17 protein-coding genes and 1 tRNA gene are annotated in these 20,702 nt (G+C 71.0%); 15 read left to right on the forward strand and 3 right to left on the reverse strand.

Going from position 1 to position 20,702, the window contains the following annotated elements; all coding sequences use genetic code 11:
* The first annotated feature begins 202 nt into the window (after positions 1-202).
* The 7 genes from ACVMYR_RS32095 (at position 203) to ACVMYR_RS32125 (ending at position 6,978) form a co-directional block, all read left to right on the forward strand.
* The gene (locus ACVMYR_RS32095; protein WP_043968099.1) at positions 203-1,126 is read left to right on the forward strand and encodes a ParA family protein; all 924 of its coding nucleotides are present in this window, start codon (positions 203-205) and stop codon (positions 1,124-1,126) included.
* Positions 1,127-1,286: 160 nt separating this feature from the next.
* On the forward strand, positions 1,287-2,303 hold the full coding sequence (locus tag ACVMYR_RS32100; protein WP_457123584.1) for a segregation and condensation protein A: 1,017 nt from the start codon (positions 1,287-1,289) through the stop codon (positions 2,301-2,303).
* A complete protein-coding gene (gene scpB, locus ACVMYR_RS32105; RefSeq protein WP_457123585.1) occupies positions 2,296-3,114 on the forward strand; it encodes an SMC-Scp complex subunit ScpB in 819 nt (272 codons plus the stop codon). The genes ACVMYR_RS32100 and scpB overlap by 8 nt, the downstream gene beginning before the upstream one ends.
* Positions 3,101-3,871 (forward strand): pseudouridine synthase, encoded by a 771-nt coding sequence (locus ACVMYR_RS32110; protein ID WP_077939461.1) that lies wholly within the window; start codon positions 3,101-3,103, stop codon positions 3,869-3,871. Before scpB ends, ACVMYR_RS32110 begins: the two co-directional genes overlap by 14 nt.
* 189 nt (positions 3,872-4,060) lie before the next feature.
* Complete coding sequence (gene cmk / locus ACVMYR_RS32115; RefSeq protein WP_353901504.1) at positions 4,061-4,741, forward strand: (d)CMP kinase; 681 nt, start codon at positions 4,061-4,063, stop codon at positions 4,739-4,741.
* Complete coding sequence (gene der / locus ACVMYR_RS32120; RefSeq protein ID WP_431897865.1) at positions 4,738-6,141, forward strand: ribosome biogenesis GTPase Der; 1,404 nt, start codon at positions 4,738-4,740, stop codon at positions 6,139-6,141. Before cmk ends, der begins: the two co-directional genes overlap by 4 nt.
* Positions 6,142-6,904: 763 nt before the next feature.
* Positions 6,905-6,978: transfer RNA gene (locus ACVMYR_RS32125), tRNA-Pro, on the forward strand.
* A gap of 114 nt (positions 6,979-7,092) precedes the next feature.
* On the opposite strand, the gene ACVMYR_RS32130 is transcribed toward ACVMYR_RS32125, so the two are convergent.
* From ACVMYR_RS32130 to ACVMYR_RS32140, 3 genes are all read right to left on the reverse strand, one after another.
* On the reverse strand, positions 7,093-8,304 hold the full coding sequence (locus ACVMYR_RS32130) for a tyrosine-type recombinase/integrase (RefSeq protein ID WP_457123586.1): 1,212 nt from the start codon (positions 8,302-8,304) through the stop codon (positions 7,093-7,095).
* Positions 8,305-8,307: 3 nt separating this feature from the next.
* Positions 8,308-8,517 carry a helix-turn-helix transcriptional regulator gene (locus ACVMYR_RS32135; RefSeq protein WP_074479352.1) on the reverse strand — a complete coding sequence of 70 codons (210 nt, stop codon included), beginning with the start codon at positions 8,515-8,517 and terminating at the stop codon, positions 8,308-8,310.
* A 1,080-nt stretch (positions 8,518-9,597) separates the two neighbouring features.
* Positions 9,598-11,538, reverse strand: a complete 1,941-nt coding sequence (locus tag ACVMYR_RS32140) for an Hsp70 family protein (RefSeq protein WP_457123587.1) — start codon at positions 11,536-11,538, stop codon at positions 9,598-9,600.
* A gap of 168 nt (positions 11,539-11,706) precedes the next feature.
* Between ACVMYR_RS32140 and ACVMYR_RS32145 the strand changes: the two genes are divergently transcribed.
* The 8 genes from ACVMYR_RS32145 to ACVMYR_RS32180 all read left to right on the forward strand — a co-directional run.
* Positions 11,707-14,463 (forward strand): BTAD domain-containing putative transcriptional regulator, encoded by a 2,757-nt coding sequence (locus ACVMYR_RS32145; protein WP_457123588.1) that lies wholly within the window; start codon positions 11,707-11,709, stop codon positions 14,461-14,463.
* Between the two features lie 412 nt (positions 14,464-14,875).
* Positions 14,876-15,664: a metal-dependent hydrolase gene (locus ACVMYR_RS32150; protein ID WP_457123589.1), complete on the forward strand. Its 789-nt coding sequence runs from the start codon at positions 14,876-14,878 to the stop codon at positions 15,662-15,664.
* Between the two features lie 455 nt (positions 15,665-16,119).
* On the forward strand, positions 16,120-17,385 hold the full coding sequence (locus tag ACVMYR_RS32155) for a hypothetical protein (RefSeq protein ID WP_457123590.1): 1,266 nt from the start codon (positions 16,120-16,122) through the stop codon (positions 17,383-17,385).
* Between the two features lie 65 nt (positions 17,386-17,450).
* A complete protein-coding gene (locus ACVMYR_RS32160) occupies positions 17,451-17,759 on the forward strand; it encodes a helix-turn-helix transcriptional regulator (protein ID WP_457123591.1) in 309 nt (102 codons plus the stop codon).
* A 14-nt stretch (positions 17,760-17,773) separates the two neighbouring features.
* Positions 17,774-18,382, forward strand: coding sequence for a hypothetical protein (locus ACVMYR_RS32165; protein ID WP_457123592.1), 609 nt, complete (start codon positions 17,774-17,776; stop codon positions 18,380-18,382).
* Positions 18,375-18,569, forward strand: a complete 195-nt coding sequence (locus ACVMYR_RS32170) for a hypothetical protein (RefSeq protein ID WP_457123593.1) — start codon at positions 18,375-18,377, stop codon at positions 18,567-18,569. The genes ACVMYR_RS32165 and ACVMYR_RS32170 overlap by 8 nt, the downstream gene beginning before the upstream one ends.
* Before the next feature lie 295 nt (positions 18,570-18,864).
* A complete protein-coding gene (locus ACVMYR_RS32175) occupies positions 18,865-19,188 on the forward strand; it encodes a hypothetical protein (protein WP_457123596.1) in 324 nt (107 codons plus the stop codon).
* 59 nt (positions 19,189-19,247) lie between these two features.
* Positions 19,248-20,702 (forward strand): tetratricopeptide repeat protein (locus ACVMYR_RS32180; RefSeq protein ID WP_457123594.1); only part of this gene is annotated, 1,455 nt, incomplete at its 3' end.

Raw genomic sequence — 20,702 nt, forward strand, 5'->3', positions numbered from 1 at the left:
ACGCGTCGACCGGCCCCGCCCACCGGGACCGGCCGGTCGGGGCCGACACGCCGTACCGGTGCCGAACGCCCTGCTGACCGGTGGCGTACAGTCGGCATGGCGCGGACCTTGCGGGGCGACAGGACCGGGGTGCGCCGCGGCGCCGCGAGGGACGTCGGACGGCTCCGACGCCAGGTGGTCGTCGGGAGGGGGCAACGAGGACATGGCTGGCAACGGTGACCGTGCCGAGACCTGGACGACGGAGCTCCGCGAGCAGCAGGCCACGCTCGGCGCGGACCTCGGGCCGGCGGACCCGGCGGCCTACACGATGCGCAAGCCGATCCCCGAGCCGATGCCCACCGACCGGCACGGGCCGGCCCGGATCATCGCGATGGCCAACCAGAAGGGCGGCGTCGGCAAGACCACCACCACGATCAACCTGGGCGCGGCGCTCGCGGAATACGGCCGCAAGGTGCTGCTGGTCGACTTCGACCCGCAGGGCGCGCTCTCCGTGGGCCTCGGCGTCAACCCGCACAACCTCGACCTGTCGGTCTACAACCTGCTCATGCAGGACGACGTCACCGCCGAGGACGTCCTGATCAAGACGGACGTGGCGGGGCTGCACCTGCTGCCGGCCAACATCGACCTCTCCGCCGCCGAGATACAGCTCGTCAACGAGGTCGCCCGGGAGATGGCCCTCGCCCGGGTGCTCAGGTCGATCCGCAAGGAATACGACTACATCCTCATCGACTGCCAGCCCTCCCTCGGCCTGCTGGCGATCAACGCGCTGACCGTCGCGCACGGCGTGCTCATCCCCCTGGAGTGCGAGTTCTTCAGCCTGCGGGGCGTGGCCCTGCTGCTGGACACGATCGACAAGGTGCGCGAGCGGCTCAACTTCGACCTGGAGCTGGAGGGCATCCTCGCCACCATGTACGACAGCCGCACCACCCACTGCCGGCAGGTGCTCCAGCGGGTGGTCGAGGCGTTCGGCGACAAGGTCTACCAGACGGTGATCACCAAGACGGTGAAGTTCCCCGAGTCCACGGTGGCCGGGGCGCCCATCACCACCCTCGACCCAGCGTCGTCGGGCGCCCGCAACTACCGGCAGCTCGCCCGCGAGGTGATCGCCGCGCAGGCGGAGCGGTAGGCCGGGTGGCCCGTCGTCGGCGCGCGTGTCCCCGGCCGGGGACGCACCAGCGGTCGGTGGCCGCGCCCCGCCGAGGCGGCTTTGTTGGCGCCCGGGGTGACCTCGTCGTCCGGGGCGGCCTTGTCGTCGCGGTGCCCAGGGCGTGGACTACGGTCGTCCGGTGACCGCGCCGCCCCTGGACCCGCCCGCCGCACCGCCGCCCCCCGTGGCCGGTTCCGGTGGCGTGGCAGGTGACGGTGCTGCTGGCGTGGCCGGTGGCGGCGGCCCGGCCGGCGACGGCGCGGGCGGGGAATCCACCGGGTTCACCGTCCGGCTGGACAACTTCACCGGCCCGTTCGACCTGCTGCTCCAGCTCATCAGCAAGCACAAGCTGGACGTCACCGAGGTCGCCCTGCACCGGGTCACCGACGAGTTCATCGCCTACCTGCGGGCCATGGGCGACCAGTGGGACCTGGACGAGACCAGCGAGTTCCTGCTGGTCGCCGCCACCCTGCTGGACCTGAAGGCGGCCCGGCTGCTGCCCACCGCCGAGGTCGAGGACGAGGAGGACCTGGCGCTGCTGGAGGCGCGGGACCTGCTCTTCGCCCGGCTGCTGCAGTACAAGGCGTTCAAGGAGGCCGCCGCGCACATCGCCGAGCTGGAGGCGGTCGGCGGCCGGCGCTACCCCCGGGCGGTGACCCTCGAGGCCCGCTACGCCGAGGCGCTGCCCGACCTGGTGCTCGGCATCGGTCCCGAGCGGCTGCTGAAGCTGGCGGTCAGGGCGATGACGCCGAAGCCGGTGCCCGAGGTGTCCATCGCGCACGTGCACCTGGTCCGGGTCAGCGTCCGGGAACACGCCGGGATCATCGCCGAGCGGCTGCGCCGGGCCGGCGTCGCCACGTTCTCCCTGCTCTGCGCCGACTGCGAGGCCACCCTGGAGGTGGTGGCCCGCTTCCTGGCGCTGCTGGAGCTGTACCGGGAGGGCCTCGTGTCCTTCGTGCAGGAACAGGCCCTGGAGGAGTTGACCGTCCGCTGGACCGGCCCCGCCGACGGCGGCACCGAGCTGCACGTCGACGAGTATGCCGGCGCCCCGTCCGAGCCGGGCACGAGCAACGACAAGGACGGCAACGGCGTGGCCGTGGACGGCGTGGCCGTGGACGGCGAGGCCGTGGACGGCGAGGAGCAGCGTGATGAGTGACGAGGAACGCCGGGACTCCCTGGCCGACCAGGCCGCCGCCTGGGTCCCGCCCTGGAACCGCCCCCGTCCCCCCGCCCCACCGGAACCCCCCGCCCCGCCGCCGGCCGCCCGGGAAGATCTTGGAAACGAACGGCCCCCGGAGGGGCCGGATTCTTCCAAGATCTCCTTGGCTGGGGAGGCGGCGGAGGCGGCGGAGGCGGCGGAGCGGAAGCAGCGGGCCTCGCGGCGCCGGGCCGCTCCCGTGCCACCGCCGGCCCCCGCGCTCGACGACGCGGAACTGCGCGGGGCGCTGGAGGCCATCCTGCTGGTGGTCGACGAGCCCGTCAGCGAGCTGACCCTGGCCCAGGTCCTCGAACAGTCCCCGGAGCGCATCGGCCCAATGCTCGACGACATCGCGGCCGGCTACACCGCCGCCGGGCACGGCTTCGAGCTGCGCCGGGCCGCCGGCGGCTGGCGGCTCTACACCCGCCCGGAATACGCCACGTACGTGGAGCGGTTCGTGCTGGACGGGCAGTCGGTCCGGCTGACCCAGGCGGCGCTGGAGGCCCTCGCCGTGGTCGCGTACCGGCAGCCGGTGACCCGTTCGCGCATCTCGGCCATCCGGGGTGTCAACTGCGACGGGGTGCTCCGTACGCTGGTCTCCCGCGGGCTGGTCGAGGAGTGCGGTGCCGAACCGGACAGCGGCGCCTTCCTCTACCGGACCACCACGATGTTCCTGGAGAAGCTGGGGCTGAACTCGGTCGACGAGTTGCCCCCGCTCGCCCCGTTCCTCCCCGACGACGTAGAAGAGCTTGCCGATGCGACGCGATGACCGTGCCCCCAAGACCGACGCGCCCGTCTTCGAGGGGGCCGAACGCCTCCAGAAGGTGCTGGCCGCCGCCGGCGTGGGATCCCGCCGCGCCTGCGAAGACCTGATCTTCCGCCGCCGGGTCACCGTCAACGGCAAGGTGGCCCAGCTCGGCGACCGGGCCGACCCCACCCGCGACGTCATCTTCGTCGACGGCGAGCGCCTCCAGGCCGACACCCGGCTGGTCTACCTCGCCCTGAACAAGCCCCGCGGGGTCGTCTCCACCATGGCGGACGAGAAGGGCCGCACCGCCCTGTCCGACTTCATCGGCCACCGGGTGGAGCAGCGGGTCTACCACGTCGGGCGGCTCGACGCCGAAAGCGAGGGCCTGCTGCTGCTCACCAACGACGGCAACCTCGCCCACCGGCTCACCCACCCGTCGTACGGGGTGCCGAAGACCTACCTGTGCGAGGTGGCCGGGCCGATCCCACGCAACCTCGGCAAGAGGCTGGCCGCCGGCGTCGAGCTGGAGGACGGCCCCGTCACCGTCGACTCCTTCAAGGTGGTGGACACCCTGGGCAAGACCGCCCAGGTGGAGCTGACCCTGCACGAGGGGCGCAAACACATCGTCCGACGCCTGCTCGCCGAGGTCGGGCACCCGGTGTCGCGCCTCGTGCGTACCTCGATCGGGCCGATCCGCCTCGGCGACCTGCGCGCCGGTCGCACCCGGCGGCTCACCAACGCCGAGGTCGCCGCCCTGTTCAAGGCGGTGGGTGACTGACCCCGTAGGACGGGGTACCCCAACAGGTAGGCTTCCGTGACGTCCCGGACGGGACGCACGGTGGCGTGGGTCGCCACCGACGGCGTCGCGCGCGGCCCCTCGACGGGCCGCGGGCATGATTGACGACGACGACAAACCGCTCGCGACGGGCCGCCGGGCCCCGCGAGGCACGGGCTGAGGAGGATCACGGTGGAGGAAAACGTACGGGCCGGGCGCTGCGTGGTCGCTGTGGACGGGCCGTCCGGTTCGGGTAAGTCCACCGTTTCCCGGCGGCTCGCCGTGAGCCTCGGGGCCCGCTACCTGGACACCGGCGCGATGTACCGGGCGATCACCTGGGCCGTGCTGCGCTCCGGGGTCGACCTGACCGACGCCGAGTCGGTGGGCAAGGTCGCCGCCGAGGTCGACCTGCGCATCGGCACCGACCCCCAGGGGTACGCCGTGACCGCCGACGGCGTGACCGTCGACGCCGAGATCCGGGGCCCCGAGGTCACGGGCGCGGTCTCCGCCGTGGCCGCCGTACCGTCGGTGCGGGCCCTGCTGGTGGCCCGGCAGCGGGAGTTGATCGCGAAGGCCGGCCGGATCGTCGTCGAGGGCCGCGACATCGGTTCGGTCGTCGTCCCCGACGCGGACCTGAAGGTCTACCTGACCGCCTCCGAGGCCGCGCGCGCCCAGCGGCGCAGCGCGGAGGACGCCACCGACGTGGCCGCCACCGCCGCCGACCTGGCCCGTCGCGACCGGCTCGACTCGACCCGCAAGGCCGACCCGTTGCAGCAGGCCGCCGACGCGGTGGTGCTGGACACCACGGAGCTGGGCATCGACGAGGTCGTCGACCGGCTGCGCGCGCTGCTGACCGAGCGGGGCGTGGCGTGACCACAGACGAGGGCTGGGTGGAGCTGCGCGAGCCCGACGCGGACACCGAAGAGCCGACCGGCCCGGTGCCGGTGGTGGCCGTCGTCGGCCGTCCCAACGTCGGCAAGTCCACCCTGGTCAACCGCATCATCGGCCGTCGGCAGGCGGTCGTCGAGGACATCCCCGGGGTGACCCGGGACCGGGTTCCCTACGACGCGCAGTGGTCCGGCCGGGCGTTCACGGTCGTCGACACGGGCGGCTGGGAGCCGGACGCGAAGGACCGCGCCGCGGCGATCGCCGCGCAGGCCGAGATCGCCGTCGCCACCGCCGACGTGGTGCTGTTCGTGGTCGACGCCATGGTCGGCTCCACCGACGTGGACGAGGCCGCCGTCAAGATGCTGCGGCGCAGCGCCAAGCCGGTCATCCTGGTGGCCAACAAGGCCGACAACGCCACCATCGAGATGGAGTCGACCTCGCTGTGGTCGCTCGGCCTCGGCGAGCCGTTCCCGATCTCGGCACTGCACGGCCGGGGCTCCGGCGACCTGCTCGACAGGATCCTCCAGGCGCTGCCGGAGGCCCCGACGATCGTGGAGAACCGCCCTCGCGGCCCGCGCCGGGTGGCCCTCGTCGGTCGGCCCAACGTCGGCAAGTCCAGCCTGCTCAACCGGTTCTCCGGCGAGGAGCGGGCGGTCGTCGACTCCGTCGCCGGCACCACCGTCGACCCGGTGGACAGCCTCGTCGAGATCGGCGGGGAAACCTGGCAACTGGTCGACACCGCCGGGCTGCGCAAGCGGGTCGGCAAGGCCAGCGGCACCGAGTACTACGCCAGCCTGCGCACCGCAGGGGCGATCGAAGCCGCCGAGGTGGCCGTGGTGCTGCTCGACTCCAGCGAGCCGATCAGCGAGCAGGACCAGCGGATCCTGTCCATGGTCACCGAGGCCGGTCGGGCCCTGGTCATCGCTTTCAACAAGTGGGACCTCGTCGACGGCGACCGCCGGTACTACCTGGACAAGGAGATCGAGCGCGAGCTGCGCCGCATCCCGTGGGCGCTGCGGATCAACCTGTCGGCCAAGACCGGCCGGGCGGTCGACAAGCTCGCCCCGTCGCTGCGCAAGGCCCTGGCGAGCTGGGAGACCCGGGTGCCCACGGCGCAGCTCAACTCCTGGCTGACCGCCCTGGTGCAGGCCACCCCGCACCCGGTGCGCGGCGGCCGGGCGCCGAAGATCCTCTTCGCCACCCAGGCGGGGGTCGCCCCGCCTCGGTTCGTGCTCTTCACCACCGCGCCACTGGACGCCGGCTACCAGCGGTTCGTCGAGCGCAAGCTCCGCGAGGAGTTCGGCTTCGAGGGCAGCCCGGTGGAGATCTCGGTACGCCCGCGCAAGAAGCTCGGTCCGGGCGGTCGGGGCAAGGCGCACGGCTGACGGCGTACCGCCTCCTGTTCCCGTCGCGCCCTGCCTGCTTGTCCGTTTCCCCTGATCCACCTGCCACCGGTTGACGCCACCCTCAACGAGCACGCCCGGCCCTGCGTAGCGGGGCCGGGCGTGTGCCCGGTTCCTTGGTGTGCCCGGCTGTGCCCTTGTCTGGCATGGCGGGCCGTCTACGTCTTCGTCCGGCTGCTGTGCCGTCTGTGTCCTCAGCTGGCTCAACGTGCCGTTCGTGTCCTTATCCCGGGTCGGCGCGCTCCTGCCTGTCCTTCGAGCCGGGCCGGGCCTGCGTCCCTACGTCTTCGGGGATGCCCGCCCCCGCTCCCCACACCCCGTACGCCCTGCTCCCGCCGATGCCGCCAAACCCCTACCGCTGTGATCGTGGAGTTGTCGTCACGGACGAACAGCAACTGTCCACGTTCAGAGGCCCGTGACGTGGCAGGCGAGAATGCGCGGCGGGTGGCGGAGGTGCGGCGGGCGGTGGGCGGGTGGAGCGCCGGGGCCGGGCGGGAAGCATGGGCGGCCTGGCATGGACTCACGCCCAGTGAATGGTGCCCGCCCGGCCAATCTGACACGCCTTACGGGGGTGCGTGGGGCCCGAGATCCGACCAACGCCCTTCGGAGAAGTTTCCCCCTATCCTCCTAGGATGCTCTAGCGGGTGTGGGTCGGCAATCGGGGGCGGGGCCGATGCGTGCGTGCGGAAGATCGTGCGTTAAGCTGTACCGGCTGTCGCAGGGAGCAAGTGCCTCGCGGGAGCATCGGGACGTGGCGCAGCTTGGTAGCGCACTTGACTGGGGGTCAAGGGGTCGTCGGTTCGAATCCGGCCGTCCCGACACGCGAAAAGCCCTGACCAGCGGAAACACTGGTCAGGGCTTTTGCTTTCGTCTATGGAGTTTTGAACCGCCCCCCGAAAACCCCCCAATTACCCGGGGCGGCAACCAGGTTTGTCATCCATGGTCATCGTCGTGCCCCCTGGGCGTGGGGCGTCCGTTCCGGTCGGCGCCGAGGCGTTCGAGGACGTCGGAGACGTCCGGTGCTTGGACGGGCTTGGCGATGTAGTAGGTGGCGGTGACCTCCTCGCTGGAGTGCCCGAGCTGGGCTGCGGCGTTCTTGGTGTTGGTCTCTTCCTTGATGAGGGTGGCCACGGTCTTGCGGAAGGTGTGCGGGGTGACCCAGGCGAGGTCGGTGTCGGCGCGGGCCTGGCGCCACTGGCGGCGGACGTTGTTGGGTGACAGCCAGGTGCCGCGTCGGGACGCGAAGATCGCGTCGTGGGGGTTGTCGGCGGCGTCGAGCTTGCGGGCCAGGAGCATGCCGACGGCGAACCGGGGCAGGACGACCATGCGGTAGCCGGCGTCGCTCTTGGTCCAGGGCTGTCGGAAGAAGCCCTGGCCTGTGACGAAGACCAGGGTGCCGCAGATCGTCAGGGTGGGGCGTGCGGTGGCGAGGTCCAGGTCCGCCCAACGCAGGGCGAGGATCTCGCCGATGCGGGCTCCGGTGGCGAGCATGAGGTCGACGACGTCGGCCAGGTCGCCGGTGTGCCGAGGCCCGGGCTTGCCGGGGACCGGCCGCTGCCAGTCGCGGATGGCGGTGCGGACGGCCTGGAGGTGTTCGTCGGAGAGGATGACGACTGCGCGGCGAGGTTTGCGCAGTCGACCCGTGTCGCGTACGGGGTTGGTGGGGAGCGCGCCGTGGCGCACGGCGAGGGCGAACATCTGGCTCAGGACGACCTTCGCGCCCCTGGCGGCCGAGGGGCGGTCCTTGGCGATGTCGCGCAGGAACCGATCCAGTCGCCCGACGCTGGCCTCGCGGATCCGCAGGTTGCCGAGGGCGGGCAGGATCGCCGCGCGCACGCTGGTCGCGTATCGGTGGATGGTCTGTGGTGCGATCCGTTCCTCGGTGGTGATCTCTTCGATCCATAGTTCGGCGAGTCTGCTGACGTGGGTCTCGCGGGTGATCTCGTCGTCGTTGGGGGTGGTGCGGTCACGTAGCTTGATTTTCAGCGCCCGTTCGGCGGCTGGGCCGGTGGTGTCGGTGGCCTCGATGTCGCGGGTCTTGCCGTCGTAGTCGCGGAACCGGGCCCGTGCGCGGAACCGGCGGGGTCCGAGTTTCTCGGTGCGGATCTTGCCCCAGGTTCCGATGGGCAGTTCAGGTCGGGACATGGCCTACCGCTCCGCGTCGGTGTGCTCATCGAGCCAGCGCTCGACCTCGCTGCGCCGGTAACGCAGCGTGTTGCCGACGCGGATGGCGCGGGGGCCCTTACCTCGGCTGTGCCAGGCGTAGAGGGTGTTCTTGGGCTTGCCCAGCCAGGCGGCGAGGTCATCGATGGTCAGCAGAGGGTCGGGCCGCCACTCGGGGGCGTTCGGGCCGTTCATCGCTGGCCCGGCGGATAGGCGGAACCGGGCTGCTGGCCCGGCGTGGCGTGGCCGGCCAGATGCCGGCGGCCGGTGGTGCCTGACGGCCCGGTGCCGGGGCGGGGTTGGGGGTGGGGCGGACATCGATCGGATTTCCTTTCATTGCAGCCTGACTGGAAAAGGGGGCCGGTGCCGCTGATGATGTGCATGGTCGCGGTATGTGTCGGCTGTGGGTGTCTATCCATTCGTTGCGGTCCTGAGGTGTCAAGCCTGCCGATGATGTCCGTGGAGGTCCGCTCCGCCAGTTGTGGAATATCGAGCGGAGTCGCATCAGGACTAGGCGTGAATGAGCGTGCTGGGAAGGTTGGCCTCAGTCGACTCTTCAGGTGGAGATTGAGGGTTCGGTGGTTCTGATGTGTTCCCATAGTGGGGTGGCCTTTCGGAAGATTGGCAAAGTGGAGGTTCGGGTTGGTGCCGGTCTCGATGCATAGCTTCTAGAGCGACGCGGTGTCGGCCAGTGGGCCGTGAGAAGCTGTCGAGGCAGCGATGCGGTACGGGATGGAGCGCCGTGCGTTGCTGGCAGTCCTCGGGTCGGAGCGGTGAGCTGCCGCGTGCCGTCGCTCTTGTCCTTGTCGCGTAGGCCAAGACCTGGGTCGGCTCGGTTGACTGCTGAATGGGGAGTGGACTACTGGTGGTTCCCCTCGCTGCGGGAGACGTTCGAGTGTGGACAGGACGGCCGACGTGGTGCGGGCCTCAATGGCCTTGTGCTGAGTGCTGGCCGATCAGCTTTTGGCGATTGGGTCCTCCTTCGGGGCAGGCGGAGATAGCCCGACGTCTGCGCCATGAGGGCTGGCTCGGTTGGCGGGCTGAGAAATGCAGAAAGCCCGCCGACTGCTCGACGGGCTTGGCGATATGGTGACCGGCTCGACGATGAGCCTGTACGTGCGGCTTCGTGCCTGGAGATGCGTCCGAGGCAGCGGGGCGCGTCCCTTCTCAGCCACCGCCTTCTGATCGGCGGCCGGACGAATCGCCTCGGACGAGCGGAAATCCCGCGCCAATCACGGAACTGAGCCGTGGTCTTCGTCTGCTTCCGGCGACTGTTCAGCCGTCAGAGTGACCGGTGAGGCGGTGTAGCGCTGACCGGACGTTGGGGAAGGCCAGTTGCAGGGTGTTGCTGGTGAGGCGGATTCCCCACCAGGTGAGGGCGATGAGGTAGCCGGCGATGAGGGCGCTGTTGGTGTTGTAGGTGAAGACGAGGGCGTAGCCGATGGCCAGGCCGGGTGCGGTGATGGTGCGGGCCAGGCGGGTGCGGGTTGCGGTGAGGGCGGTGGCGGTGCCGAGGAGGGCTGCTCCGAGGCTGCCCACGAGGCCGGGCATGCCGGTGAGGTCGACGGGGGTGGTGATGGTGAGGGCGGCGCGCATGAGGAAGATGCCGGCGGTTGCGGTGACGGTGTGGGTGATGGCGGGGCGGGTCATGGCGAGCCATGTGGGTAGTGCGTCGGCGGGGATGCGGGGTGCGGTGGCGGCGATGAGGGTGGCGCAGAGCGCGAGGGGCAGGGCGGTGCCAAGAGCCCATTTCAGGTAGGGGGTGTAGTCGAGTCCGACGGCGGTGCCGGTGGCGAGGCCGTAGAGGGCGGCGGTGATGGTGCCGCCGACGGCGGCGGTGAGGTATCCGCGTCGGATGAGGCTGCCTGTGGTGGGTTCGGGCGTGGGTGTGGCGGGTGTTCCGGCGAGCCAGGTGGTGGGTGCCAGGTGTGCCACGGCGAACGCGGTGAGCATGGCGAGCGCGCCGGCGGTGCCGAGTTGCGGTAGGGAGATGCGGGCTTCGACCACCCTGGTGAAGAGGGTGGTGATGTCGGCGGTGAGGACGGCTTGCAGCAGCAGGGCCAGGGAGCATGCGCCGATGAGGAGGGCGCCGGTGAGGTCGCTGATGCGCAGCCGGATGCGGGGGAGTTGGGCGGCAGCGGCCAGGGGCCCGGGTTGGTGGGTGGTGGTGAGGGTCAGGGCTCCGTCGGCGAGGGCGTGGGAGTGGTCGACGATGGTGGGGGTGACGCGGGTCGCTGCGGCGAGGCGGTCGGTCAGTGCGGGCACGCCGGGCGCTGGCCTCACGATGACGGCGGTGAGGTGTTCGGTGTCGACGTCAGCCGCGTCGAGGAGGTGGGCGACTGCGTCGGGCACCTGGTCGAGGAGGGGCTGGGTGGCGGTGGTGATGTCGTCGCGGGTGATGACCGCAGGGTGGTGGGGTGTGGGGAGCATGACCGGCGCCCGCTCCTGCTGGACGAGTTGGTGCCGGGCGGTGCGGACGGACTCCCGGAGAGCGCCGTGGTCCTGCGCTGTGATCGTGTCGGTGTGGTCGCCGGCTGATCGGAGCGGGTCGTGGCCGGTGGTCGCGGTGGCGACGACGTGTCGTGCGATGAGATCGTCGAGGTCGTGTGGGCCGTGGAGTTGCTGTGTTGCCAGCTCGCGGTAGCCGTCGCTGACCGTCTGCAGGACGGTGAGAGTGGGTGGATGGTGGTCGGCCTGGCAGACGAGTACGCAGGAGTTCTCGGGTGTGGTGAGGCCGAGTGTCGTGGTGTAGGTGGCCAGGGCAGCGGGTGCGGTGACCAGGGCCGGCGGTGGTAGTCCCGCTCGGGCCGCTGCCTCGCTGAGGTGTGTGCGGCGGCGTGGTCCCCAGGCCGGTGGGATGGTCACGGTGAGGTCGGTGATCGGCTGGCCGACCTGGTGGGTGGCGTGGTTGCTGGCGTGCCGCAGGACCGCAGCGAGGACATCCACGGGGCCGGGTCGTGCCGGATCGGGAGCCTGGGCAGGGCTGGCGAGGTGGTCGGCCGGGTGGTTGACGAACCGATGGTCTGCGGGCAGCGACCGCACGGCGGCGGCGTCGACACCGACGTAGAGGTCACCGGCGGGGCCGACGGCGACGCCCGGCGGCATGACGAGCCGACCGTCGATGAGGATGGGAACCCGGGTGCCCTGCCGGCTGACCGTGGCGGCGATGGCCGAGGAGCTGAGGTCGATCGACAACCTGGCGTCCCCGTTGACCATGAGAGGCAGTCTCGCCCGTGGTGGCGAGGCATTGTCAACCGTGATCCTCTCCCATGATTCCCGGTGCGCGAATGATGAGAATCCTTCCGGCTGGGATGGTCGGAGATGCTGATCCTCGTGTATGGGAAGAGATTGACGATCAGCCGCAGGGAGGGGCAGGTGCCGCAGATGTCCCCGGACCGAGGCGACAGACTGGCCGAATACGGTGCGCGGGCCACCGTCCATCCTCCCCACGACCCGCCCCGACACCGTAGGTCGCTGTCCCGTTCCCTGACCAGCGCCGCCCGCGCCGTTATCGGTGCCGGATTCTTCCTGGCGGGAGTACCGGCGCTGTTGTGGGTCGTCGGCGGCAACCCGGTGCGACGGCTACCGGCGTGGTCGCAGATCCCGGACTGGTTCGAACGGTCCAGCGGACGGTTCACCCCGGACGTCCTCATCGGCGCGGCCCTGTGGGCGATGTGGCTGCTGTGGGGCGTCTTCGCGCTGCTCCTGCTCGCCGAGATCCTCACCGGGCTGACCCGGTGGCGCGTTCCCGCGCTCAGGCTGCCGGCCCCGCTGCACCGGCTCGTGTTCGGCCTGGCCGGCACCGCCGCGCTCGCCGTCACCCCCGCCGGCCCGCTCGGCCGCGTAGCGAACCCGGACCCGCCGTCCACGCCCGCCGCCGCCGCAGAGCACGCCGATGTTCCCCGGCAGGCCGCCGCCCGTGGACCCGCCATCATCCAGGTCGCCGAGCAGCACTACCTGTACACGGTCGAGCGGCACGACACCCTGTCCAAGGTCGCCAAAGACTGGCTCGGCGACGCCAACCGCTGGCCGCAGATCTGCAGCCTGAACAAGCACCGCCACTTTCCCGGCGTCGGCGGCACCCTGCGCGACTGCGACCTCATCTACCCCGGCTGGGAACTGCGCCTGCCCGCCGACGCCCGCCCACCACACACCGCCACACCCGCCAGACCACCCAAGCCGCCACCGGCAACGCCGTCCCGACCTGCGACGCCATCGGCATCGCCGAGCGCCGACCCGGACAGGCCACACCCCACCACACCACCACCGACCACCGAGGAACCAGCCGTCCCCAGCGCCACACCCTCGGCCGCAGCGAGTACGCCCGCCTCAACCCCGACCACATCCTCGACGACTGCCGACCTCACCTCGTCGCCGGCCACGCCGACCAACCCCGACACCCACGGCCCTGCGGTCGCAACCGACCAGGACGGAGTGCAGCTGTCAGGGGGCGACTGGCTGCCCTGGTCGCTCGCCGTCGCGATCAGCGCCGCCGCCACCCTGGTCTGGCTGCAACGCCGACGCCGCTACACCGGTGAACCCGACACCGATCCACCCGCCAAACTCCCGCCGCCCGTGGTGCAGGTACGCCGCGCCGTGACTGCCCACCACCCCGGACCCCCGAACCCGGACGCCGACAACAACGAGCCGTCGACCCTCGTACCCAAACTCGCATTGCTACCGACCGGCGGAATCGGCATCGTCGGCGACGGCGCGCACGCCGCAGCCCGCGCCGCACTCGTCGCGGCCCTGGCCACCGGCAACCCACACCACCCCCATACCCGCGGCGAAGTCATCATCGACACCGCCACCCTGGCCACACTCCTGGGCCCCGACGCCACCGCCCTCGCACCATGGCCACGGCTACACACCACCGCAAACCTCGACGACGCGCTCACCGCAGTCGAGGCCCAACTCCTGCACCGCAGCCGCATCCTCGACGAACACACGCTGACCGACCTGGACACCCCACGCCAACAGACCCCCGACAAGGAACCCCTGCCACCGGTCGTGCTCATCACCACAGCCCCGTCCGCCGCCACCTCCACCCGCGCCACGACCGCGCTCACGGTGGGCGGCAACCTGAACGTGTCCGCCGTGCTGCTCGGCGAATCGACACCCGGCACCACCATCGACGTCACCGCAGAAGGCCACACCACACACGCCTCCGGACCGGCGACCGAGCCAATCCCACCGCGCCTGCCCGTACTCGACACCCACACCGCTCTCGGGATCCTCACGACCCTGCGCGAGGCCCACACCGGCGAGCCCACCACACTCCCGTCATCTGCCGAGCCGGCCCCGACGGTCCCGCTGCACGCCAGCCGAACCGAGACCACGTCTCCCGACCGTCACCGTCATACCCCGACAACCGCAGCAGCCGAGAGCGACGCCACTGACAAGGCGCGGCTGCGGGTCCTCGGACCGCCGCGGATCCACGACATCACCCACCCCGGCCGACCACTGCGCGCCAAGGCCCTCGAACTCGCCGTGTTCCTGGCCTGCCACCCCGACGGAGTCACCACCCGCGAGATCGGCGAGTACCTCGAACCCGACGCCCGCATCAGCCAAGCCGACCAACGCGTCCACACCAACGTCAGCAACCTCCGACACGTCCTCGCCCGCGCCGCCACCCCCAACGCGAAGAACGCCTACGTCATCAAGAGCGCCGGACGCTACCGGCTCGACCCCACCACCGTCGACGTCGACGTCTGGACCCTGCGCGACCTCATGCGCACCGCCACCATCGCCACTGGCCCACGCCGCCGCGAACTGCTCACCACCGCCTGCGACCTCTACACCGCACCCCTGGCAGACGGCCAAGACTACGAATGGCTCCCACCCCACCGGGAAACCGTGCGCCGCTGGGCAACCGAGGCCCACCTCCTACTCGCCGACGACCTCATCGACACGGACCCACAGGCCGCATCCGACCTGCTCGACAAGGCCATCGCCCTGGACCGCTACAACGAGACCCTCTACACCCGCGCCATGCACGCCCGCCACGCACTCGGCGACACCGACGGCATCCGCATCCTCCTCCGCGCCCTGACCACAGCACTGGCCGACCTCGACGCCGAACCCCAGGAAGCCACCACCACCCTCGCCAACAGGATCCGGAGCAACCTCGCTGACAAGTGAGCACCACCGGGAGCGGAATCGACCCAGGTAGAGGGGCGGCGCTACATCGAAAGGGCGGCATCGGCCACTAGCCCTCGCAGCTTCCAGACCAAAACGACGCTAAGCGGTTGATCTAGGACCGGACCTGGGGCTATTTCCGACATGTGGGATGCGCGAGCGGGGAGCGACCACTCAAGCCGGTCGAGGGGGCGGCCCTGAATCCGGGCAGATAGCTCGGGGTCGATCGGGTCGAGCAGCGGGCGGGCCGAGGGCGCACGGTTGCCGGGAGGTCGTCGCCGACGCGCTTCGCGTGCTCGTTGCAGGCCTGCTCGATCGCCTCGGGATACGCCTGGGCTTTCTCGTACGCAACGAGCAAGTTGGTCCCACGGTCGTGGTGGACGGCGCGGGCTTCTGCGTGTCGGTGCTCTCTGCGATGCTTCGTTCGCGTTTCGTGTCGGTGGTGGAGGGTGGTGGCGTGGCGGTGATGGGGCGTTCCCACGCGTTGTCCGGGGCGGTGGTGTGGCTGGGCGGCTGCGCGGTGGCGGCCGGGCTGGGGGCGCGGCCGGCGGTGGGCACCGTGGTGGTCGGCGCGGCCGTCACCGCTGGTGGGGCGCTGCTGCCTGACGTCGACCATCCCGGCTCGGTCATCGCCCGGTCGCTGGGTCCGGTGACCCGGCTGGTCGCCCAGGGCGCGGCGGCGGGCGCGGCGGCGCTGCGCGGGGCCTCCTGCCGCTGCTGTGTGGGCAGGGGCGGGCACCGAGCGGTCACGCACACTCTGCTGTTCGCGGTTGCCGCCGGCCTGCTCGTGTCGCTGGCGTGTGGGGTCGGCGGGGACGTCGCCGCGGCGGTGGTCGCCGGGCTGGCCGCGGCGCTGGCCACGCGTGGGGCCCTGCGCAAGCGCAGCCGCGGCGCGTACGGGGCGGCGGCGGCCGGGCTGTTCGTCGGGGTGATGGCCGCTGCGCTGCCCGGCCCGGTCGCCGGATGGTGGTGGGTCGGTCTGCCGCTGGGCCTGGGCTGCCTGGTGCACTCCCTCGGTGACGCGTTGACCTTCAGCCGGGTGCCGCTGCTGTGGCCGATCCGGATCCAGGGCTGCCGGTGGGCGCCGCTGGGCATGTGGGCCCCGCTGCGCTTCCGCACCGGCTCGGCCGCCGAACTGCTCCTGGTCGTCCCAGCCCTGATCGTGCTGGGCGGAATCAGCGCCTGGACCCTGATCGCGCCGTAGCCACTGCCGCTCCGCGCCACTGGACCCGAGCGCCGGCCGGGCGAGGTTAGGCCGCGTATCGCGTGATCGCGCCCTTGGTCATTGCCGACACCGGGCTCCGGTGCCCCAGCAGCCTCGCGGCAGCCTTGACCGGGCGGATTTCCTTCATGTAGGGCCGGAGCGGATATCGCTCCGGCCCTACATTGTGATGTGTCGTGAGTTATCGACCGCGTCCGCGTCGTGCACTGCCCTGGATGGCTTTGGCCGTACGACGCCGCTGGGAGGGCGCCGCTGGAAAGACCGGGTCGTTGACATGATCCGGGTTGGAGAACACCACGGGCGGTGCAGCCGGCTGTGTCACGGTCGGCTTCTTCGGCATCGTCAACACGAGTTCCGGCTCTGGTGACGGAACATGGTGTCCTTCCTGAACCAGCAGATCGTAGACCGTCTCGGCTGGTTGACGTCGTGAGGTCAGCATGAGCCCGTGGCGCGGTGGCCACGCGCCGTCGCGGGAGGCCGTCGTCGACGAGGACGGCGAGGAGTGGACGGTCGACACTGGGGCCGATGCCACTGTCGTCCTGGACGCCGCCGATGCGGCCCGCCTGCCGGAGGTGGTCGAGGACGTCATCGCTCGCGCCGTCGAGGCGGACAGGCGGTTCCGGCAGGTAGTCAAGGACTACGAGCGGCTGCACGCCTTGCGGACCCGGCTGGAGGGCGCCCGGCATCCCGGCCGGACGCAGGAGGTGATCGCGCTGCGCGAGCGGGTGCGGCAGGAGGAACGGACCCAGGAGCAGCGTCGGCGCCACATCGAGCGGGTCGTGGCGCGGCTGACCCCGGCGGACGGGATGGTCTACCACCAGCGGCAGCAGCGAATCGACGCCGCCGGCCGGGACGCCTGGAACCCCGACGGTGACGCCGAGGCGGCCGAGGTGTGCGGCCTGACCGTCGAGGAGTACCGCGAGATGCGCGACCTCGATCGGATTCCGTTCCAGCAGCGGACCGCCGTCCAGTCGGCGCGACTGGACCAGCTCAAGCACGGTGGCGGGGACGCGCTCCACCCGGGGCTGCCGCCGTTGCTGGCCGAACAGGCCGCGCTCGTGTGCGGCCTGACCCTGGCCGAGTACCGCGAGATGGAGACCCTGGAACGGATTCCGAAACGCAGCAAGGCCGAGCGTCACAACCGGGGCCGGCGCGTTCGCACGTACGCCGAGCAGGCCCGGCTCGACGAGCTGGACGCCGCACCGGGCGGCGCGACCGGCCCGACCCCACGGGCTACGTACAAGCTGCGCGGCGAGTACCTGTCCATGCTCCGGGCGCACCACGCGGCCAAGGCGAAGCTGGCCGACGCCCGAGCGGCGCAGGCCGCGATGGACGCCACCGCTCGCCCCCTCGACCAGGCGACCGCCGCCGAACTGGGCAGGGTCACCGCCGAACTGGAGGCGGTCAGCGCCCGCCACGACGAGATGGCCGGCTGGGCGAGCGCGTCAGCGCAGATCCCCGCCCGCAACGGCGGTGCCCTGGTCGTCGAGACACTCCAAGAGGAAGACGGCGGCGTGAGCTACCGCGTCGACCGCCAGCCGGTCGACGCCGACGAGGACTGGAACGTCGGATCGGCCACCGACCCCTTTACCGCCACGGCGGGCGGGCTGCGCAAGGTCGCCAAGCCGGCTCGCGACCTGGCCGGCGCGACCCGGGATCAGAGCTCGCTCGCCGTCGTCCCGACCTCGGATCTACCTAAGTAGACAGCATCCCGCTACCTAGGTAGAGTTTTCCTATGACTATGGGACCACGCCTTACCGCGCAGACGGTGGCGGTGGTACGCGCGCTGCTGACCGAGCCGACAAAGGCTCGCTGGGGGCGCGACATTGCCGCCGAGACGGGACTGAAGTCTGGCAGCCTGCACCCGATCCTGGCCCGCCTGGAACAGGCCGGGTGGGTGGAGAGCTACTGGGAGGACCCAGCTGAGCATGAGGAGGCCGGCCGGCCCCGCCGCCGCTACTACCAATTCACTCCTGACGGAGCTGTAACGGCGCGCCTCGCGCTCGCCGAAGCCAGCGAGTCCGCCGCTCGCGCCCCCGCGCTCAACAGGCTGCGCCCGCAGCCGGGCTGCCAGTGAGGACGGAAACCGAGATGGCATCCAGCAGCAACCGCGAAGACTGCTCACTCGGAGCGCTTGCCGGCGACCTACCGCAGGTTGTCGACGGCCCTAGCGCTGTCGGTGTCGTCGCTTCCCGCGAGCGCCCCACCCTCATTGAGGTCGTCTTCCTCTTTGTCGGCGTCGTCACCGTCGTCTATGACATCATCTTCCTCCGCACCCTCGGCTTCTTTGGCACCCCCACCCTCGGCTTCTTTGGCACCCCCACCGTCGGCTTCTTTGCCACTACCACCATCGGCTTTGCCCCCACCACCGCCTACTCCGCCCCCACCACTGCCGGCCTCCGTTTCGCCGTTATCGGCAACGCCGTAGTCGCCGTTCTCGCCGGCTTCATCATCGCCCCCGACCTGAGGGGGCGTATTGCAGGAGCTGGTACCGCGATGCTGCTGCGCGGCGCGGCGGGGTTGTTGCCGGGGTCGGCGGTGTCCCGGTACGGCGAGGAGTGGATGGGGGAGCTGTATGACCTGCGTGCCGAGGGTGCGCCTTGGTGGAGTCGCGTCGGGTACGTCCTCGGGATCCTGCTGTGGAGTGTGCCGCGGCTGGCGGTGGCGTTGCGTCTGGGAGGGGAGCGGTCCCGTGCCTGAGTGGGTTCCCGTCACGCTCATGTTGGCCTACGCCGGCATGGTGGTCCTGATGGCCTTGGCGAGTGTGTTCAGCGAGACCGAGCCCCGCCGCGACGCCGCCTACAAGGTGCTGCGGGTGATGCTGCCCTGGGGAGCGGTCAGCGTGGCCACGCACGCGATCGTCAGCTACACCATCACGGGTGTGTAGCACGCCGATCCGCGAGGGTGCACGCCGGCCCGGCGCGCACCCCTCGCGGACTTGGTCCGGTGGGTGATTCCGCAGAATCGCTCCGGCCTCAAGATCACGCGGTCATGCCTTCATAACTGATCTTATCGAGGTATGAAATGTCGGACCCGGATCGTGTCCGGCGTGCGACGTACGGCACCGCGCGGGTCGTGGCACTCGTACGCCTGGCAGTGCGGCACGGCCCGCTAGACCAACAGCGCCTGGTGTGTGACGTCTGCCCTCGGACTCTGGACTGTCTGATGTGGTTCGGGTGGCGATGGTGGCTGATGATGTGGTCATGGGTTCGCGACGCTGGGTGGTCATCGGGGTGGGTGGGTTGGTCGCTGCCGGGTTGGTGGTGGTGGCGGTGGTGTTCGGTTTGCAGGGGGTGGAGGTGGCCAGTTGGCTGGCCGGGGCCGCGAGCTTCGTGGTCGCGGTGGCCGCCCTCGTGCTTGCTCCGTCGGGAAACCCGGCTGTGGCACCGACGCCGCCGGCTGTGGTGACACCGCCAGTGGCGGGGCCGGGGTCGATCACCGTGCAGGGTGATCTCACGGGGATCGCCTCGACGGGCGACAACGCGACGAACACCCAGCACCGGTGAGGTGGTTTCGACGCGACCGGGTTGCCCCTTTGCCCGCTGATCCCGAACCGCCGACGCCGGTGGGTGATCCCACCGTGCCGAGCGGGTCGGGCTCGATCACGGCGGGCAGCATTCCCGGTATCGCCTCCACGGGCGACAACGCGACCAATACCCAGCACGTCACGGTGCTGCCGGCGGAGGCGTTGGTCGCGCCGGAAGATGTGCCCGCACCGGCCGGGCTGGTGAACCTGCCGGTGCGGCTGCGGCTGTTCGTGGGTCGTGAGGATGCGCTGGGCTGGCTGGACGCAGCGGCTCAGGAACCGGGTGTGGTGGTCGTGCAGGCGGTCCACGGGCTCGGCGGTATCGGTAAGAGCACCCTGGTCGCACGGTGGGCGGCAACCCACCGCGACCAGCACCGCCCGATCTGGTGGATCACCGCGGACAGTCCCGCCGCTCTCGACGCCGGCCTGGTCGCCCTGACCGTCGCGCTGCAACCAGCCCTCGCGGCTCTGCCGTCACCGTCCCTGCGAGAATGGGCCGTACGCTGGCTGGCCTGCCACGACGGGTGGCTGCTCATCCTGGACAACGTCACCGATCCCGCCCACATCGCCGAACTGGTGGGACGGCTGCCCCACGGGCGGATCCTGGTGACCAGCCGTCGCGCCACCGGCTGGCCCGACATCGTGACCCCGCTGCACTTGGACGTCCTCGAACCCGGCCAGGCGGTCGCCCTGCTCACCGGAATCGTGTCTCAGGGCGGCGGTGTCATCGACCCCGCGGGCGCTGCCGCCCTGTGCGCCGAGTTGGGCCATCTACCGCTGGCGGTGGAACAGGCTGGCGCCTACCTGGCCCAGACCCGGACCACCGTCGGTGATTATCTTCGGCTGCTCGCCGAGCATCCCGCCGACATGTACCGCGACGGTGAGGAAGGCCGGGCCGCCGAACGGACGATCGCCCGGGTCTGGCAGGTCACCCTCGACGCCCTCGCCGACGATCGCCTGCCCGGACGGCTGCTGCGGGCCCTGGCCTGGTACGCGCCGGAAGCCATCCCCCGCAGCCTGTGGCACCACCTCGGCGACGGCGCGGGGGAACCAGCGGTGACGCGGGCGGTCGGCCGGCTGGCCGCGTACAACATGCTCAGCATCGACCCCGCCACCAGGGCCGTCACCGTGCACCGACTCGTCCAGGCCGTCGCCCGCACACCCGACCCCGACGACCCGCACCGCCAACCCGACGACATCACCACCGCCCGCACCACCGCCACCACCGCACTGACCACCGCACGACCCGACGACTGGCGCGCCCCCACCACCTGGCCGACATGGCGCACCCTGTTGCCCCACATCGACGCGCTCGCCTCCCAGACCAGAGCACACGCCACCGACAGCGACCGCGTCGCCCAGGCCTACCTGCTCAACGCGACCAGCCTATTCCTGCTCGACCAGGGAAACCTCCCTCACGCCATCGCCTACCTCAAGCAGGCCCTCACCGACTGCCGGCGGGTGCTCGGCAACGATCACCCCGACACGCTGACT

The sequence above is a fragment of the Micromonospora sp. PTRAS2 genome (assembly GCF_054052245.1).

Bases quoted from the DNA above. Each gene is read 5' to 3' on its own strand.
- ACVMYR_RS32095 (WP_043968099.1), top strand. From the start codon at position 203: ATGGCTGGCAACGGTGACCGTGCCGAGACCTGGACGACGGAGCTCCGC.
- ACVMYR_RS32130 (WP_457123586.1), bottom strand. From the start codon at position 8,304: ATGTCCCGACCTGAACTGCCCATCGGAACCTGGGGCAAGATCCGCACC.
- ACVMYR_RS32135 (WP_074479352.1), bottom strand. From the start codon at position 8,517: ATGAACGGCCCGAACGCCCCCGAGTGGCGGCCCGACCCTCTGCTGACC.
- ACVMYR_RS32145 (WP_457123588.1), top strand. From the start codon at position 11,707: ATGTCCCCGGACCGAGGCGACAGACTGGCCGAATACGGTGCGCGGGCC.
- ACVMYR_RS32150 (WP_457123589.1), top strand. From the start codon at position 14,876: ATGCTTCGTTCGCGTTTCGTGTCGGTGGTGGAGGGTGGTGGCGTGGCG.
- ACVMYR_RS32165 (WP_457123592.1), top strand. From the start codon at position 17,774: ATGGCATCCAGCAGCAACCGCGAAGACTGCTCACTCGGAGCGCTTGCC.
- ACVMYR_RS32110 (WP_077939461.1), top strand. From the start codon at position 3,101: ATGCGACGCGATGACCGTGCCCCCAAGACCGACGCGCCCGTCTTCGAG.
- ACVMYR_RS32175 (WP_457123596.1), top strand. From the start codon at position 18,865: ATGGTGGCTGATGATGTGGTCATGGGTTCGCGACGCTGGGTGGTCATC.
- ACVMYR_RS32155 (WP_457123590.1), top strand. From the start codon at position 16,120: ATGAGCCCGTGGCGCGGTGGCCACGCGCCGTCGCGGGAGGCCGTCGTC.
- ACVMYR_RS32140 (WP_457123587.1), bottom strand. From the start codon at position 11,538: ATGGTCAACGGGGACGCCAGGTTGTCGATCGACCTCAGCTCCTCGGCC.
- scpB (WP_457123585.1), top strand. From the start codon at position 2,296: ATGAGTGACGAGGAACGCCGGGACTCCCTGGCCGACCAGGCCGCCGCC.